Annotated in this window: 17 protein-coding genes; 10 read left to right on the top strand and 7 right to left on the bottom strand. The window is 68.4% G+C overall.

What is annotated here, in order from left to right; genetic code table 11:
* Nucleotides 1-73 precede the first annotated feature (73 nt).
* From ACLJRM_RS38560 to ACLJRM_RS38535, 6 genes are read left to right on the top strand one after another with little or no spacing between them, the layout of a single operon-like run.
* Complete coding sequence (locus tag ACLJRM_RS38560) at nt 74-1,102, top strand: ABC transporter substrate-binding protein (RefSeq protein WP_101605954.1); 1,029 nt, start codon at nt 74-76, stop codon at nt 1,100-1,102.
* A complete protein-coding gene (locus ACLJRM_RS38555) occupies nt 1,099-1,860 on the top strand; it encodes an ABC transporter ATP-binding protein (protein WP_410665861.1) in 762 nt (253 codons plus the stop codon). Before ACLJRM_RS38560 ends, ACLJRM_RS38555 begins: the two co-directional genes overlap by 4 nt.
* On the top strand, nt 1,857-2,696 hold the full coding sequence (locus ACLJRM_RS38550) for an ABC transporter permease (RefSeq protein WP_101605952.1): 840 nt from the start codon (nt 1,857-1,859) through the stop codon (nt 2,694-2,696). Before ACLJRM_RS38555 ends, ACLJRM_RS38550 begins: the two co-directional genes overlap by 4 nt.
* Complete coding sequence (locus ACLJRM_RS38545) at nt 2,693-4,024, top strand: LLM class flavin-dependent oxidoreductase (protein ID WP_101605951.1); 1,332 nt, start codon at nt 2,693-2,695, stop codon at nt 4,022-4,024. The genes ACLJRM_RS38550 and ACLJRM_RS38545 overlap by 4 nt, the downstream gene beginning before the upstream one ends.
* Nucleotides 4,021-4,923 (top strand): TauD/TfdA dioxygenase family protein, encoded by a 903-nt coding sequence (locus tag ACLJRM_RS38540; RefSeq protein WP_410665860.1) that lies wholly within the window; start codon nt 4,021-4,023, stop codon nt 4,921-4,923. Before ACLJRM_RS38545 ends, ACLJRM_RS38540 begins: the two co-directional genes overlap by 4 nt.
* Nucleotides 4,924-4,950: 27 nt before the next feature.
* Nucleotides 4,951-6,165 (top strand): RNA polymerase sigma factor, encoded by a 1,215-nt coding sequence (locus tag ACLJRM_RS38535; RefSeq protein ID WP_410665859.1) that lies wholly within the window; start codon nt 4,951-4,953, stop codon nt 6,163-6,165.
* On the opposite strand, the gene ACLJRM_RS38530 is transcribed toward ACLJRM_RS38535, so the two are convergent.
* The gene (locus ACLJRM_RS38530; RefSeq protein WP_101605948.1) at nt 6,162-6,608 is read right to left on the bottom strand and encodes a nuclear transport factor 2 family protein; all 447 of its coding nucleotides are present in this window, start codon (nt 6,606-6,608) and stop codon (nt 6,162-6,164) included. The genes ACLJRM_RS38535 and ACLJRM_RS38530 overlap by 4 nt on opposite strands.
* A 3-nt stretch (nt 6,609-6,611) precedes the next feature.
* Nucleotides 6,612-7,487, bottom strand: a complete 876-nt coding sequence (locus ACLJRM_RS38525; RefSeq protein ID WP_410665858.1) for a TIGR03619 family F420-dependent LLM class oxidoreductase — start codon at nt 7,485-7,487, stop codon at nt 6,612-6,614.
* A gap of 130 nt (nt 7,488-7,617) precedes the next feature.
* Here ACLJRM_RS38525 and ACLJRM_RS38520 point away from each other — a divergent pair, with 130 nt between their 5' ends.
* Complete coding sequence (locus ACLJRM_RS38520; RefSeq protein ID WP_410604134.1) at nt 7,618-8,403, top strand: hypothetical protein; 786 nt, start codon at nt 7,618-7,620, stop codon at nt 8,401-8,403.
* A gap of 108 nt (nt 8,404-8,511) precedes the next feature.
* Here ACLJRM_RS38520 and ACLJRM_RS38515 read toward each other — a convergent pair whose 3' ends face one another.
* Entirely contained in the window at nt 8,512-9,321 is an 810-nt protein-coding gene (locus tag ACLJRM_RS38515) for an Fpg/Nei family DNA glycosylase (protein WP_101605945.1), read from the bottom strand.
* A 1-nt stretch (nt 9,322) separates the two neighbouring features.
* Nucleotides 9,323-9,796 (bottom strand): ribose-5-phosphate isomerase, encoded by a 474-nt coding sequence (locus tag ACLJRM_RS38510; RefSeq protein ID WP_007034718.1) that lies wholly within the window; start codon nt 9,794-9,796, stop codon nt 9,323-9,325.
* 45 nt (nt 9,797-9,841) lie between these two features.
* Between ACLJRM_RS38510 and ACLJRM_RS38505 the strand changes: the two genes are divergently transcribed.
* Together ACLJRM_RS38505 and ACLJRM_RS38500 are read left to right on the top strand one after the other, a co-directional pair.
* Nucleotides 9,842-10,585: a 2-phosphosulfolactate phosphatase gene (locus ACLJRM_RS38505; RefSeq protein ID WP_410665857.1), complete on the top strand. Its 744-nt coding sequence runs from the start codon at nt 9,842-9,844 to the stop codon at nt 10,583-10,585.
* Nucleotides 10,582-11,385, top strand: coding sequence for an MBL fold metallo-hydrolase (locus ACLJRM_RS38500; protein ID WP_410665856.1), 804 nt, complete (start codon nt 10,582-10,584; stop codon nt 11,383-11,385). Before ACLJRM_RS38505 ends, ACLJRM_RS38500 begins: the two co-directional genes overlap by 4 nt.
* Here the strand turns inward: ACLJRM_RS38500 and ACLJRM_RS38495 are convergent.
* Complete coding sequence (locus tag ACLJRM_RS38495; RefSeq protein WP_101605943.1) at nt 11,382-12,002, bottom strand: disulfide bond formation protein DsbA; 621 nt, start codon at nt 12,000-12,002, stop codon at nt 11,382-11,384. The two genes, ACLJRM_RS38500 and ACLJRM_RS38495, sit on opposite strands and share 4 nt — an antisense overlap.
* Nucleotides 12,003-12,169: 167 nt before the next feature.
* Between ACLJRM_RS38495 and pepN the strand changes: the two genes are divergently transcribed.
* Complete coding sequence (gene pepN / locus ACLJRM_RS38490) at nt 12,170-14,746, top strand: aminopeptidase N (RefSeq protein ID WP_101605942.1); 2,577 nt, start codon at nt 12,170-12,172, stop codon at nt 14,744-14,746.
* 86 nt (nt 14,747-14,832) lie between these two features.
* Here the strand turns inward: pepN and ACLJRM_RS38485 are convergent, their stop codons facing one another.
* Together ACLJRM_RS38485 and ACLJRM_RS38480 are read right to left on the bottom strand one after the other, a co-directional pair.
* Nucleotides 14,833-15,315 carry a DUF5130 family protein gene (locus ACLJRM_RS38485; protein ID WP_410665855.1) on the bottom strand — a complete coding sequence of 161 codons (483 nt, stop codon included), beginning with the start codon at nt 15,313-15,315 and terminating at the stop codon, nt 14,833-14,835.
* Nucleotides 15,302-15,565, bottom strand: a complete 264-nt coding sequence (locus ACLJRM_RS38480) for a hypothetical protein (protein WP_101605940.1) — start codon at nt 15,563-15,565, stop codon at nt 15,302-15,304. Before ACLJRM_RS38480 ends, ACLJRM_RS38485 begins: the two co-directional genes overlap by 14 nt.
* Nucleotides 15,566-15,661: the final 96 nt, after the last annotated feature.

Raw genomic sequence — 15,661 nt, 5'->3', positions numbered from 1 at the left:
CAAAATTGACGCTCTCCGCCGGGCCTGCGAAGAATCTCCTTCAACGACGCGAACCCGAACGAAAGAGCCCACCGTGAAGAAACCAGTGCCCTTACTCGCCGCGGCCGCCGTGCTTCTCGCCGGGGTGGCGCTGTCGGGCTGCGGCGCGTCCGCGAGCCCGGCGAGTGTCGCCGGACAGCCGGAGAAGCTCGAACTCCGTTACCAGGGATCGGCGAACAACGTCACGTTCCCCGAACTCGCCGAAGACCTCGGCTACTTCGGCCCGGTCAAGCTCAAGTGGGTCGGGAACACGATCAGCGGACCGCAGGACATCCAGTCCGCCGCGACCGATCAGACCGATTTCGGCGGTGCCTTCACCGGCGCCGTCGCCAAACTCGTCGACGCCGGCGCCCCGATCAAGGCCGTCGTCAACTACTACGGCTCCGACGAGAAGACCTTCTTGGGCTTCTACGTCAAGGAAGACAGCCCGATCCGCAACCCTCGCGACCTCATCGGCAAGAAGGTCGGTGTCAACACCGTCGGCGCGAACCTGGAGGCCGCCCTCGACACCTGGCTCAAGCGCCAGGGCCTCTCCGACGCCGAGATCGACCAGGTGCAACTGGTCGTCCTGCCTCCGATCAACACCGAACAGGCCCTGCGCAACGGCCAGATCGACGTCGCGGCGCTCAACGGCGTGCTGCAGGACCGCGCGACCGCCGTCGGCGGCCTGCGGCCCATCGTGAAGGACGTCGAGGCGTTCGGTCCCTACAACGGCGGGCCGTACGTGCTGCGGACCGACTTCATCAAGAAGTACCCGGAGACCACGAAGACCTTCGTCACCGGTGTCGCCAAGGCGATCGAATGGGCGCGCACCACGCCTCGCGACGAGGTGATCGCCCGGTTCACCAAGATCATCCAGAACCGCGGCCGCAACGAGAACACCGAAACGCTCAAGTACTGGAAGAGCACCGGCGTCACCAAGGGCGGGCTGATCTCCGACAACGACTACACGCTCTGGACGGACTGGCTCAAGCAGTCCGGATTCATCAAGAACGACCAGGTCGACCTGAAGAAGCTCTACACCAACGAATTCAACCCCTTCCGCGAAGGCGGTGGCGCATGACCGCCAAGATCAGCCTCCGCTCGGTCACCAAGACCTTCGGCGCGCTGACCGCGCTGGACGACGTCTCCCTCGACATCGAGGACGGCACGTTCCTGTCGCTCGTCGGGCCGAGCGGGTCCGGCAAATCGACCCTGCTCGACCTGCTCGGCGGCCTCGCGAAGCCGAGCTCCGGCGAGGTCCTGATCGACGGGAAGCCCATCACCGGACCGGGTCTGGACCGCGGGGTCGTGTTCCAGCAGTACGCCCTGTTCCCCTGGCGCACCGCACGCGCCAACGTCGAATTCGGCCTCGAAGGCGGCACGCTCACCAAACGGCAGCGTGCCGAGCGGGCACGCGAATTCCTCGACCTGGTCGGGCTTTCCGGCTTCGAGGACCATCTCCCCCACCAGCTTTCCGGCGGGATGAAGCAACGGGTCGCGATCGCGAGAAGCCTCGCCTACGACCCCGACGTGCTGCTGATGGACGAGCCGTTCGCCGCGCTGGACTCGCAGACCCGCGAGTTGCTGCAGGAGGAACTGCGGCGGATCTGGGGCCGCACGGGCAAGACCGTCGTGTTCATCACCCACAGCATCGAGGAAGCCGTCTATTTAGGACAGAGGGTCGCGGTGCTCACCTCGCGGCCGGGCAGGCTCAAGGACGTCGTCGACATCGACCTCGGCGACCGCTCGAACGACGACCTGCGGTCGGCTCCCGCGTTCGTGGCCCATCGCCATCAGCTGTGGGAACTCCTGCACGACGAGATCCGGAGGGCCGCGTGACCACCACCCTCGAAGCACCCACCGTCCACACCGGACCGAAGGTCGCCGAGCAACCTCGCAAGAAGAAGAACCGGCTGAGCAAGGCCTTCCGCAGTTCGGCGGCGATCCTGCTCTTCCTCGCCGTCTGGGAACTCGCTCCCCGCTTCGTCCTCGACGAAGGCACGCGGACCTTCCTTCCGCCGCTGTCGGAAGATCTCGTCGCGCTCTGGGAGCTGGTCCTCAACGGGCAGCTGGCCGACCATCTGCTGGCGAGCCTCGGCCGGTCCGCCGCCGGGTTCGTGATCGCGGTGGGCGTCTCGGTCCCGCTCGGGCTGCTGATCGCCTGGTACCGACCGCTCGCGGAATTCCTGAACCCGTTGCTGGAACTGGCCCGCAACACCGCCGCGCTGGCCCTGCTGCCGGTGTTCACGCTCCTGCTCGGCATCGGCGAGGTGTCCAAGATCGCGCTGATCGTCTACGCCTGCGTCTGGCCGGTGCTGCTCAACACGATCGCCGGGGTGAACACCGTGGATCCCTTGCTGGTCAAGGCCGCGCGTTCGCTCGGGCTGTCGAGTCCGAGCCTGTTCCGGAAGGTGATCCTGCCGTCGGCGGTGCCGACGATCTTCACCGGTATCCGGATGGCGGCGGCGTACTCGATCCTCATCCTGATCGCCGCCGAAATGGTCGGCGCCAAGGCCGGGCTCGGTTATCTGATCAACAACTCCCAGGTCAACTTCCAGATCCAGCAGATGTACGCCGCGATCATCACGGTGTCGGTGCTGGGCCTGGCCATCAACGCGGGCTTCGTCGCACTGGAGCGGCGATTCTCCACCTGGCGTGTCAAGGAGAAGGCATGACCTCGCAGAAACACCTGCACCTCAACGCGTTCGTGATGCCGAACGGCCATCACGAGGCCGCCTGGCGGCATCCGAGCACGGATCCGCGCCGGGCCGCGACGTTGAAGCACTATGTCGACATCGCCCGCACGGCGGAGCGCGGCAAGCTGGATTCGCTGTTCCTCGCCGACGGCGTCGCCTTGTGGGGCAACGTCCGCTACAACTCGCACACCCTGTTCGAGCCGCTGACACTGCTTTCGGCGCTGGCCGGGGCCACCGAGCACATCGGCCTCATCGCCACCGCGTCGACGACCTACAACGAGCCGTACCACCTGGCGCGGAAGTTCGCGTCGCTCGATCACCTCAGCGGCGGGCGCGCGGGCTGGAACATCGTGACGTCGGCGGGTGAGGACGAGGCCCGCAACTTCAACCGCGACGCCCGGCCGGCGCACGCACTGCGCTACGAACGCGCCACCGAATTCGTCGAGGTGGCCAGGAAACTCTGGGACAGCTGGGACGACGACGCGGCCAGGATCGACAAGGAGACCGGGGTCTACGCCGACACCGACCTCATCCACCCGATCGACCACAACGGCCCGCATTTCCAGGTACGCGGCCCGCTGAACATCCCCCGGCCGGTGCAGGGACACCCGTTGCTGGTCCAAGCCGGTTCCTCGGAGACGGGCAAGGAGTACGCGGCCCGGTTCGCCGAGGCGGTGTTCACCGCGCAGCAGACGTTCGCCGAGGGCAAGGCCTTCTACGACGACGTCAAAGGCAGGCTCGCCAAGTACGGGCGGTCGCCGGAAGAGATCAAGATCCTGCCGGGGATCAGCCCGATCCTGGGCCGCACCGAGGCCGAGGCGAAACAACGCGAGGCCGAACTCAACGCCCTCATCACGCCCGCGTACGGCGTGCGGCAGCTGTCGAACATGCTCGACCACGACCTCACCCCGTATCCGCTCGACGGTCCGCTGCCCGACGTCGGCACCTTCACCGAGGGCGCGCAGAGCCGGTTCGAGCTGGTCACCGGCCTGGCGAGGCGCGAGAACCTGACCATCCGCCAGCTGATCGAGCGGCTGGCGGGCGGCCGGGGACACCGTGTCTTCGCGGGGACCGCCACGCAGGTCGCCGACCAGCTGGAGCACTGGTTCACCGAAGGCGCCGCGGACGGCTTCAACGTCATGCCGCCCACGCTGCCCGGCGGCCTCGAGGACTTCGTCGATCTCGTCGTCCCGGAACTCCAGCGGCGCGGACTGTTCCGCACCGAATACACCGCCACGACCTTGCGCGGCCACTACGGCCTCGCCCGCCCAGTCAACCGAATCCCAGTGAAGGAGCACGCCGCATGACCGCCCTCAACACCCAGGTCGAAGTCCGCAAGATCACCGGCAGGATCGGCGCGCAGGTCATCGGCGTCGATCCGGCCAAGGAACTCGACGCCGCGACCATCGCGTTCGTGACCGACGCCCTGCACGAGCACAAGGCGCTCGTGTTCCGCGACGTCGACCTCGACGACGCGGGCCAGCAGCGGTTCGCCGAGCACTTCGGAGAGCTGACGAAGGCGCACCCGACCGTCCCGTCGGTCGAGGGCGAGCCCGCCATCCTGCCGGTCGACAGCGAGCAGGGTCGCGCGAACCAGTGGCACACCGACGTCACCTTCGTGCACAACCCGCCGAAGGCCAGCACGCTGCGCAGCCTGGTCGTGCCGCCCTACGGCGGCGAGACACTGATCGCCAACTCGGCCGCCGCCTACCGTGACCTGCCGGAGCCGCTGCGGGCGTTCGCGGACACGCTGCGCGCCGAGCACACCAACGACTACGACTACGCGAAGCCGCCCGAGACCCTCGACGAGGCGGAGCAGGAACGACGCAAGGTCTTCGTCTCGCAGAAGTTCCGCACCGTGCACCCGGTGGTGCGGGTCCACCCGGTGACCGGCGAACGCGGGCTGTACATCGGCGGGTTCGCGCAGCGGATCATCGGGCTGTCCAAGGGAGAGTCGCGCGACATCCTGCGCCTGCTGCAGTCCTACGTGACGCGGCCGGAGAACGTCGTGCGGGTGAGCTGGGAGCCGAACCAGCTGGTCCTGTTCGACAACCGCATCACCCAGCACTACGCCGTCGACAACTACGACGACCTGCCCCGCCGCCTGAACCGGGTGACCGTGGCGGGCGACGTCCCGGTGGGCATCGACGGCGTGGCCAGCGAATCCCTCGAAGGCGACGCTTCGCACTACTCCCCCGTCGCCTGACGTCCCGAATGGGGTAAGACTGGCGTCGTGAAGGACGATCGCCGGATCGAAGCGCTCCTGAGGGAGCTGGCCCCGCAGGTGATCGGGCTGCTGGTGCGCAAGCACGGGCAGTTCGACGCCTGCGAGGACGCCGTCCAGGAAGCCCTGCTCTCGGCCGCGCAACAGTGGCCGGAGCAGGGCATCCCGGACAGCCCGAAATCCTGGCTCGCGACAGTGGCGTCACGGCGGCTGGTGGACGAGTGGCGCAGCGAGAGCGCGCGACGCCGTCGCGAAGAGAACGACGCGCTGATGGACCCGAGTGAACCATCCACTGTGTCCTCATCGGACGACACGCTCACCGTGCTTTTCCTGTGCTGTCACCCTTCCCTGTCCGCGCCGTCGCAGCTCGCGCTCACTCTGCGCGCCGTCGGCGGCCTGACCACGGGAGAGATCGCGAACGCGTTCCTGGTGCCGGAATCGACGCTGGCCCAGCGCATCAGCCGCGCGAAACAGACCATCAAGAAGGCGGGCGCGGAGTTCGTCCTGCCGCCTACCGCCGAACTCGCCGAACGGCTCCGCGTCGTCCTGCAGGTGCTGTACCTGATCTTCAACGAGGGCTACACGACCAGCGGCGGACCCGACCTGCAGCGTGCCGACCTGACCGTCGAGGCGATCCGGCTGACCCGGCTGCTCCGGCGGCTCATGGCAGGCGAGGACGAGGTCACCGGCCTGCTCGCGCTCATGCTGCTGACCGACGCCCGCCGCGCCGCCCGCGCCGTCGGCGACGGTTCGCTCGTCCCGCTCGCCGAGCAGGACCGCTCGCGCTGGGACACGGAGATGATCGCCGAGGGGGTCTCTCTGGTGAGCGAGGCCCTCGAAGCCGGACCCGTGGGGCCGTACCAGGTGCAGGCCGCGATCGCCGCCGTCCACGACGAGGCGGCGACCGTGGCGGACACCGACTGGCACCAGATCCTCGCGCTGTACGACGTCCTCGAGAAGGTCTCGCCCGGCCCGGTCGTCACGCTCAACCGCGCCGTCGCGGTCGCCGAGGTCAACGGCCCGGAAGCGGGTCTGGAACTGCTCGCCACCCTCGACGACGACAGCCGGATGAGCCAGACCCACCGGCTCGATTCCGTCCGAGGGCATCTGCTGGAACTGGCCGGGGACACCGGCGCCGCGCGTGAGGCGTACCTGCGGGCCGCGGGGCAAACCTCGAGCGAGCCCGAAAAGCAGTACCTGACCCGGCGCGCGGAGCGGCTCTAGTCTTCGACCTTCTTGGCGGTGGCCATGGCGCGCTCGGTTTCCCAGTACGCCCGCATCGAGACGATCAGCCCGTCCTCGCGAACCCGGTAGACGAACACGCCGTCGGTGTCGACGCGATAGCCGCCGGGCAGGTACGTCGTGATCGTGCCGACGTTCGCGACCTCGTCACCGGCCGCGTGGGAATCGCGGATGGTGAACTGGAAACGTTCGACGTTCCCGATCGTCTTGTCCCAGAAGGCGCTGATCCCGTCCTGGCCGTGGTGTCCCTTGCCCTCTTCGTCGAACATCGACGGGCCCACGGGATCTTCGACGACGGCGTCCCCGGCGAAGAGTTCGAGCCACGCCGCCTTGTCGCCGGCGGTGACGGCGGTCATCGAGCGAAAAGCGGCCTCGCGCGCGGGCGGCTGTGTGGCGGCCGGATCCCAGCAGACGTCGACACCCATGGCTCAGTCTCCGATCTTCGCGATGATCTCGTCGCCGAACTTCTTGATGGAATCGAGCTTCGGGCCGACTTCGGCGTCGAAACCGAGGCCGTCGAACACCCACGGCATGGTGATGATGTCGGTGACGCCGATTTCGCCCTGTTCGCGATAGCCGTCGAGACCGAACTTGTCGATGCAGACGGCCTGGTACTCGAACGGGTCTTCGGCGCGGCCTTGCTCGGCCAGCAGCCCGCGCAGCTTGACGATCGTTTCGCGGAGGTCGTCGAATTTCATCATCGCCGACGACCAGCCGTCGGCGACGCGCGCGGCCCGGCGCAACGCGACATCGGTGTGGCCGCCGATGTAGAACGGCACGCGTGACGGTGGTGTCGGGCTCATGCGGAGCTTGTCGAAGTCGAAGAATTCGCCGTGGAATTCGACCATCCCGCCGTCGAGGATCAGCCGCAGCACTTCGATGGCCTCGTCCACGCGTTTGCCGCGCTTCTCGTACGGCGCGCCGCACCAGCGGAACTCCTCCGGCGACCAGCCGACGCCGAGCCCGAGGCCGAAGCGGCCGCCGGTCAGCGCCGCGACCGAGTTGACCTGGCGGGCGAGCAGGACCGGGTTGCGGGAGCCGAGTTTCAGCACGGAGGTGTAGAACGTGAGCCGCTCGGTGACCGCGCCCATCGACGCGGCCGCGACCAGCGGATCGGCCCAGGGCGTCTCTTCGGTCCAGAACCGGCTGCCGTCCGGTGTGTACGGATAGTCGGCCGAGACCGTTTCGGAGTAGAACAGGGAATCCGGGAGCGCGATCGAGGAGAACCCCGCCTCTTCGGCGGCGCGGGCGAGCTCGCCCAGCTGATCGAGCGGATTCATCGCGATCGACAGGGTGAACTTCATGGGGCCGAACTATAACGTGTTCTAGTTTGCCCCGCCAGTGGTCGCGGTGACCGGGAGCACTGGCGGGAACCCCCGGCGCGGCGGCCGCGTTGATCGGGCTAAAGGCCGAACGATTCCTGGAGTTGAACCCATGGGTACCGCGATCTTCCTGATCGTGCTCCTCGTCGTGGTGGTCGGCGGCGGCATCTACTTCGCGAAATCCCAGGCGGCGGCCAAGAAGCGCCAGCTGGACGACGCGAAGGCCGACGCACGGCGCCTCGTCGAGCGGCTCGGCGGTCAGGTCATGAACATCACCGGCACGGACACCGCCTCCCAGCAGGCGATGGCGGACGCGTCCGAGCGCTTCACCGCGGCGGGCTCCCAGATGGAGCAGGCGCAGACCGTCGAGCAAGCCCGGCTGGTGCGCGAGACGGCCATCGAGGGCCTCTACTACGTCCGCGCCGCCCGGCTCGCGATGGGCATGGACCCCGGTCCGGAACTGCCCGGCAGCGAAGAGCGCGACCGCGCGGGCAAGGTCACCGAACACCGCTCCGTCGACGTCGAGGGCGAGCACTACGAGGCTTCGCCGGACCCGAGCCAGCGGACGCCGCACTACTACCCCGGTGGACGCGTGGCGGGCCGTCCGGTGCCGCAGGGCTGGTACAGCGAGCCGTGGTGGAAGCCCGCGCTCGTCGCCGGTGCCTGGGGTCTCGGTTCGATGCTGCTGTTCAGCGCGATGTTCTCCGGAATGGCGGGGATCGCGAGCGCGTCGGCCTGGGAGTCCGGTTACGACGCGGGCCAGGAGGACGCCGGGGCCGCCGATGGCGGCGGTGACGCGGGCGGCGACGCCGGAGGCGACATGGGCGGGGACGCCGGTGGGTTCGACGGTGGCGGCTTCGATGGTGGCGGCTTCGACGGTGGCGGGTTCGACTTCTAGCCGCGAGTCGGTCCCTCAAGCGCTATGAAAGGCCCGTTACTTGCAAAACTTGCAAGTAACGGGCCTTTCATAGCGTCCGGGACCGAGGTCGGGCAGGGCGGGCGGAGGTCAGGCGGGTTGGCAGGTCGGGCACCAGAAGAGGTTCCGTGCCGCCAGATCGCTCCGCAGCACGGGCGTCCCGCAGACGAGACAGGGCATCCCCTCGCGCCGGTAGACGTAGACCTCGCCCCCGTGCCGGTCCTGCCGCGGCGCGCGGCCGGTCGCCTCGGGCAGGTGTTCCGGCGCGACCGTGTCGATCCGTCCCACCCGGACACCGTGCCGCATGAGCGTCACGAGATCCGCCCACATGTCGTCCCACAGCGCGCGATCGAGCGCGCGGCCGGGAACGAGCGGGGCGACACCGTGCCGGAAGAGCACCTCGGCGCGGTACACGTTGCCGACGCCCGCGAGCACCGACTGGTCCATCAGCAGCGCCGCGATCGACGTCTTCGACCGGGTGATCCGGTCCCACGCTTTGTCCGGCTTCGCGTCACGGCGCAGCGGATCCGGGCCCAGCCGCGCCTTGATCGCGTCGACACGGGGCGCGTCGAGCAGTTCGCACTGGTTCGGGCCGCGCAGGTCGGCGGAATGCGTCGGGCCGACGAGCCGCATCCGCACCTGCCCGATCGGCTCGCCCACCGGCAACGGCTCGTCGGAGAACGTGCCGTAGAGGCCGAGGTGGACGTGCACCGTCCCGTGTGGACCGTAGTCGTGGAACAGATGCTTTCCGTACGCCTCGGCCTTCACCAGCACCCGGCCGTCCAAACGGGACGCTTCGGCGGCGAACCGTCCCTGCGGACTGCTCACCTCGACCGGGTGACCGGCGAAACGGCGTTTGTGCAGACGTGCCAGGCGATGGAGCGTATGCCCCTCGGGCATGTCAGTGCTCGGGCAGCGGCGGCGGCCAGCCGGTGTTCTCGTAGTCCAGGATCTGCTGGACGCGACGGCCGTGGCGCTCGTCCGGGCTCGGCGGGGTCGCGAGGAACGCCTCGACGATCTCGGTGGCCTCTTCGGTGGTGTGCATCCGCGCGCCGACGCCGATCAGCTGGGCGTGGTTGTGTTCGCGGGTGAGCTTCGCGGTCTCGACGCTCCAAGCGAGGCCGGCGCGAGCGCCCTTCACCTTGTTGGCCGCGATCTGCTCGCCGTTGCCGGAGCCGCCGACGACGATGCCGAGGCTGCCCTCGTCCGCGACGACCCGGCGGGCCGCCTCGATGCAGAAGGCCGGGTAGTCGTCGGCCGCGTCGTAGACGAAGGGACCGACGTCCTCGACGTCGTGGCCCTGCTCCTTGAGGTGGGCCACGAGGTGGTTCTTCAGTTCGAAACCGGCATGGTCAGAGCCAAGGTAAACACGCACAGCGCGGAGTCTGCCATCACGTTCCGGCGCGGGCATGCTGTGGGGGTGGACATCTGGGGCCAGACCGAAGCGGACATCAGACTCGAATGGGGACCCGAAGGCGTCGGCGTCCTCGGCGGCGCGTGCGCGGTCCTGATCATCGTCGACGTACTTTCCTTCTGCACCACCACGGATCTCGTCCTCGGCAACGGAGGACGCGTGCTGCCGGTCCGCTGGCGCGATCACCGCGGCGAGGATGCCGCGAAAGAGCGAGGCGCCATCCTCGCGGGTGAAGGCGACTGGACTCTGCGACCTTCGTCTGTGACGGAAATCCCTTCCGGCACCCTCCTCGCGCTCCCCTCCCCCAACGGCGCCACGCTCTGCGACGCCGCCGCCACGACCGGTGCCGAAGTCCTCGCGGGCTGCCTTCGCAACGCCACCGCGGTCGCCGCTCGCGCGACCGAACTGGCGGACGGCGCGCCGATCGGCGTCGTCCCGGCCGGGGAACGCTGGGGTATCGACATGCACACCGAAGCCAAGAAGTTCGGACCGCTGAGGCCCTGCGTCGAGGATCAGCTCGGTGCGGGCGCGATCATCGCCGCGCTCGGCGATTACGGCCGCCCGTCCCCCGAAGCCCTGCTCGCGGCGATCGCGGCCAAAGCCATCGACATCGCCGAGGCGCTGACAGAGTGTTCCTCAGGGCGCGAGCTCGCCGCGGCCGGGCACGCGAACGACGTGACTCTCGCCGCCCGGCTCGACACAAGCAGCACGGTTCCGGTGCTGCGCAACGGAATTCTGGAGGACCTGTGACTTGGCTCGAACTCGCGGACGGCGTGTACGCCCGGCGTTACGAGGAACTGGACCTGACCGTCGGCCTGGTCGTGGGCAGTGACCACTGCCTGGTCGTCGACGTCCGCGGCGACGTCGAACAGGGCGCCGAACTCGCCGCGGCGGTCCGGGAGATCACGCCGCTGCCGTGGTCGGTCGTCTACACCCACGCGCATTTCGACCACGCCTTCGGCACCACGCCGTTCCTGCCGTGCGACATCTGGGCGCACGAAGGCTGCCGGACCGAGCTGACCACCTACGGCGAAGGCGCGCGGCGTAAGTGGATACAGCACTACCTCGGGGAAAACCGCCCGGAGATGGCGGAGGCGCTGGAGCGCACCGTGATCACCCTGCCGAACAAGCCGGTCTCCGACACCTCCGAGATCGACCTCGGCGGCCGCAGGGTCGTGTTGCGGTTCCTCGGCCGGGCCCACACCGATCACGACCTGTTCGTCCACGTGCCCGACGCAGGAGTCATATACGCAGGTGACGCCGTCGAGAACGCCGAAGCGGGCTTCAGCGCCTTCTCGTTCAACGAGGACAGCTCACTCGTGGAGTGGACCGGGGTGATGGGCGCGATCCTCGAACTGGAGCCGAAGATCATCGTCGCCGGGCACGGGGCGCCGGTCGACACCGCCTTCATCGAGAAGCACCGCGAAGGGCTGCGTGAGCTCACCGCGCTCAAAACCGCGATCGCGGCAGGAGACCTCACGACGGACGAAGCCGTCGCGAGGTCCTCCTACCCCGACGATGTCACCAGAGCGGCACTCGCGACGGCCTAGTCGAAGTTCAGGTCCCCGGACCGGGTGCGCTTCAGCTCGAAGAAGTCCGGGTAGCTCGCCAGCGCGCGGGCGCCGTCGAAGACCTTGACGGCGTCCTCGCCGCGCGGGATCGAGCTGAGCACCGGGCCGAAGAAGGCGACCCCGTCGATGTGGATGGTCGGCGTGCCGACGTCCATTCCGACCGGATTCATACCTTCGTAGTGACTCTTTTTCAGCGCTTCGTCGTACTCGGTCGACTCGGCGGCCTCGGCCAGCTCCGCCGGGGCTCCGATGGCTTCGAGGGTCTCCTTGATGACCTTCGGGATGTCCTTGTCGCCCTGGTTGTGATGGCGCGTGCCGAACTCCGTGTAGAAGTCGCGCAGGGCCTCCTCGCCGTTCTTCTGCGCCAGCGCGGTCGCGACGCGGACCGGGCCCCAGCCGCGGTCCAGCAGCTCCTTGTACTGCTCAGGCAGGTCCTCGCGGCCGCTGTTGAGCTCGGACAGGCTCATGATCCGGAACCTCAGGTCGAGGTCGCGGTGCTTCTCCACCTCGAGGATCCAGCGCGAGCTGATCCAGGCGAAGGGACAGATCGGATCGAAGTAGAAGTCGACCTTGGTCGTCTCGGACGGGGCGGTCATCAGGTTCTCCCAGTGCCATCGTCTTGGGTGGGCCGGTACACGCAGGGTGCTACACAGCGAGCCAACATCGCGGCCGTCGGCGTTGTTCCCGTCGTCAGCACCGGCCTGGACATGATTGGATGCCTGTAGTTGGAAACCAAAACCGATACCGATGACCAGAGGTGCCAGTGCCCGCCCCCAACCTGACCCGAGACCAAGCCAAGCTGCGCGCGGATCTGCTCGACGTCGAGTCCTACGACATCGAGCTGGATCTGACCGACGGCCGCGGCGGTCCCGGTGAGAAGACCTTCACGTCGAAGACGACGATCAAGTTCGCGAGCGCCAGAAGCGGCGAAGCGTCATGGATCGACATCGTCGCCGAGGGGATCGAGTCGGCCGTCCTCAACGGGACGGAGCTCGACGTCAGCGGGTACGTCGAGGACAAGGGCGTCGAACTGCCCGGACTCGGCGAGTCGAACGAGCTCGTCGTGGACGCGGTCTGCCGGTACATGAACACCGGCGAAGGCCTGCACCGGTTCGTCGACCCGGTCGACGACGGCGTCTACCTCTACACGCAGTTCGAGACCGCCGACGCCAAGCGCATGTTCGCCTGCTTCGACCAGCCCGACCTCAAGTCGGTCTACCGGCTCACCGTGCTCGCGCCGAAGGACTGGAAGGTCATTTCGAACGCGCTGGTCGAGTCGGCCGAGGAGACCCCGGAAGGGGCCGTCCGGACCGTCTTCGCCGTGTCCGAGCGGATCTCGACCTACCTGGTCGCGCTGATCGCGGGCCCGTACAGCGTGTGGCACGACGAGTACTCCGACGAGCACCGCACGATCCCGCTCGGCATCTACTGCCGCTCCTCGCTCGCCGAGCACATGGACGCGGACAGGCTGTTCACCGAGACCAAGCAGGGTTTCGCCTTCTACCACGAGAAGTTCGCCACCCCGTACCCGTTCTCCAAGTACGACCAGCTGTTCGTGCCGGAGTTCAACGCGGGCGCGATGGAGAACGCCGGCGCGGTCACCTTCCTGGAGGACTACGTCTTCCGGAGCCGCGTCACGCGCTACTACTACGAACGCCGTGCCGAGACGCTGCTGCACGAGATGGCGCACATGTGGTTCGGCGACCTGGTCACCATGCGCTGGTGGGACGACCTGTGGCTGAACGAGTCGTTCGCGACCTTCGCGAGCGTGCTGGCCCAGGCCGAGGCGACCGAGTACAAGAACGCTTGGACCAGCTTCGCGAACATCGAGAAGTCGTGGGCGTACCGGCAGGACCAGCTGCCCTCGACGCACCCGATCGCGGCGGACATCGTCGACCTGCACGCGGTCGAGGTGAACTTCGACGGGATCACCTACGCCAAGGGCGCGAGCGTCCTCAAGCAGCTCGTCGCCTACGTCGGGCTCGACCACTTCCTCGAAGGCCTGAAGGTCTACTTCGGCAAGCACGCCTGGGGCAACGCGACCCTGGCGGATCTGCTGGGCGCGCTGGAAGAGGCCTCCGGCCGCGACCTCTCGTGGTGGAGTGCGCAGTGGCTGGAGACCACCGGCCTCAACTCGCTCAGCCCGCGCTACGAGGTCGGCGCCGACGGGAAGTACACCGCCTTCGCCGTCACCCAGACCGGCGCCAAGCCGGGTGCCGGTGAACTGCGCGCGCACCGCGTCGCGGTCGGGGTCTACGACGAGGACGAGAACGGCAAGATCGTCCGCAAGCACCGCGTCGAACTCGACATCGACGGCGAACGCACCGAGGTGCCGGACCTGGTCGGCCTCCCGGCCGGCAAGCTCGTGCTGGTCAACGACGACGACCTGACCTACTGCACGATGCGGCTCGACCCGGCGTCGCTGACCACGCTGATCGACCGCATCGCCGACATCACCGATCCGCTGCCCCGCACGCTGTGCTGGTCGGCGGCTTGGGAGATGACGCGCGAGGCCGAGCTCAAGGCCCGCGACTTCGTCACGCTGGTGCAGCGCGGCGTGCACACCGAGACCGAGGTCGGCGTGGTGCAGCGGCTGCTGCTGCAGGCGCAGACGGCGCTGAACTCGTACGCGAACACCACGTGGGCGGCGGACAAGGGCTGGCCGGAGTTCAGCTCGCGGCTGCTGGAGCTGGCGCAGGGCGCCGAGGCCGGTTCGGACCACCAGCTCGCCTTCGTGAACTCGCTCGCCGGTTCGGTGCTCGACGACAAGACGCTGCAGATCATCTCCGGCTGGCTCGACGGCACGGCACCCCTGGAGGGCCTGACCGTCGACACCGACCTGCGCTGGCGGCTGCTGCACGCGCTGGTCGCGCACGGCAAGGCGGAGAACCCGGAGATCGACGCGGAACTCGCCAAGGACGACACCGCCGCCGGGCGGCGTCAGGCGGAGCGCTCGCGGGCGCTGCGGCCGACCGACGAGGCGAAGGCCGACGCGTGGCAGCGGGCGGTGTACGACGACGAGCTGCCCAACGCGGTCAGCGACTCGCTCATCACCGGCTTCTCCCACCCCGGCCAGAAGCACCTGCTCGGCGACTACGTGACGCGCTACTTCGACGTCATCGACGAGGTGTGGCAGCGGCGCTCCAGCGAGCGCGCGCAGCCGACCGTGGTCGGGCTGTTCCCGTCGTGGGCGGTCGTGGCGTCGACCGTGGAGGCGTCGGACGCGTGGCTGGCCGGGGAAGACCACCCCGCCGCGCTGCGCCGTCTCGTGTCGGAAGGCCGGGCCGGGATCGTGCGGGCGCTGGCCGCCCGTGAGTTCGACTCGCAGGCCGGGCTCTAGGTCCCGTAAACGCAATGAAGGGGACTTTCATCGCAAATTTTGCGATGAAAGTCCCCTTCATTGCACTCGAAAGTGCTTGAGGGTACTTAGTGCTGCGGAGCGCCGGCCTGGTCGCTCAGCATGCGGAGAGCGTTCACGAGCCCGCCGACGAGGTCGCCTTCCTTGAAGGAGGCCACCATGCTGGCCACGGCGAGCTTCGCACCGCGGTCGGGCAGGCGGTGCTTGGCCTGCGAGCCCGTCACGATCTCGATGGCCCGCTGCCCGGGCGACACGGCGAGGAACACGCCGTCGGCCGGGTTGTCGGTCGTGGCGAGCAGACCCTCGGCCGCGACGCGGGTGTCCTCGCCGAGGTCGCCGAGGTACACGCTGAAGTCCAGGCCGGTCTCGCGGCTGGCCAGGGTCAGCGCCTCGTCCAGCCGGGCAAGCTGCTGGGTGGTGAATGGGCTGATCGGCCCAGCCGGTTCGTACATCTTGGCGGCGGAGATCCGGCCGCTGGAGGTAACGACGGCGCCGTAACCGGGCTCTTCGTCAACAGCGGTGGACGAATGGGTCAGTTCACCAGTTGCCACGAGCGCCTCCCGTCACCGAAGTCGTGTTCGCCGCGCCGACGGCGGTCGCGCCGCCCGTGTTCGCGTGCGAATGCCTGGCGCCGACACCGTCGGGGTTGGCGCTCCACCACATGGCCGGGTACTCCCACGGCTGCCCCGGCCGGTACCGGGCGACGCCCGCGCCCTTCGACCGCAGCGTGGCCACTCCGCAAAGTGCGTAGATGGCCAAGGGGATCACCGCGAAGACCAGGATCGTCTCGACAAGGTTCACGCGCGTGAGCGTATCCGACGGGGGTCGGGAACGCCGGGCCGCACCCGGTACGCACCCGCGCGGACGTGCTCCGCGACACGGACCGCTCACCGCCAG

Source organism: Amycolatopsis sp. lyj-84, from assembly GCF_046549075.1.
Classification (GTDB): domain Bacteria; phylum Actinomycetota; class Actinomycetes; order Mycobacteriales; family Pseudonocardiaceae; genus Amycolatopsis.
The sequence above is the reverse complement of the archived record's forward strand: the minus strand, read 5'-3'. Positions and strand labels throughout refer to the sequence as shown.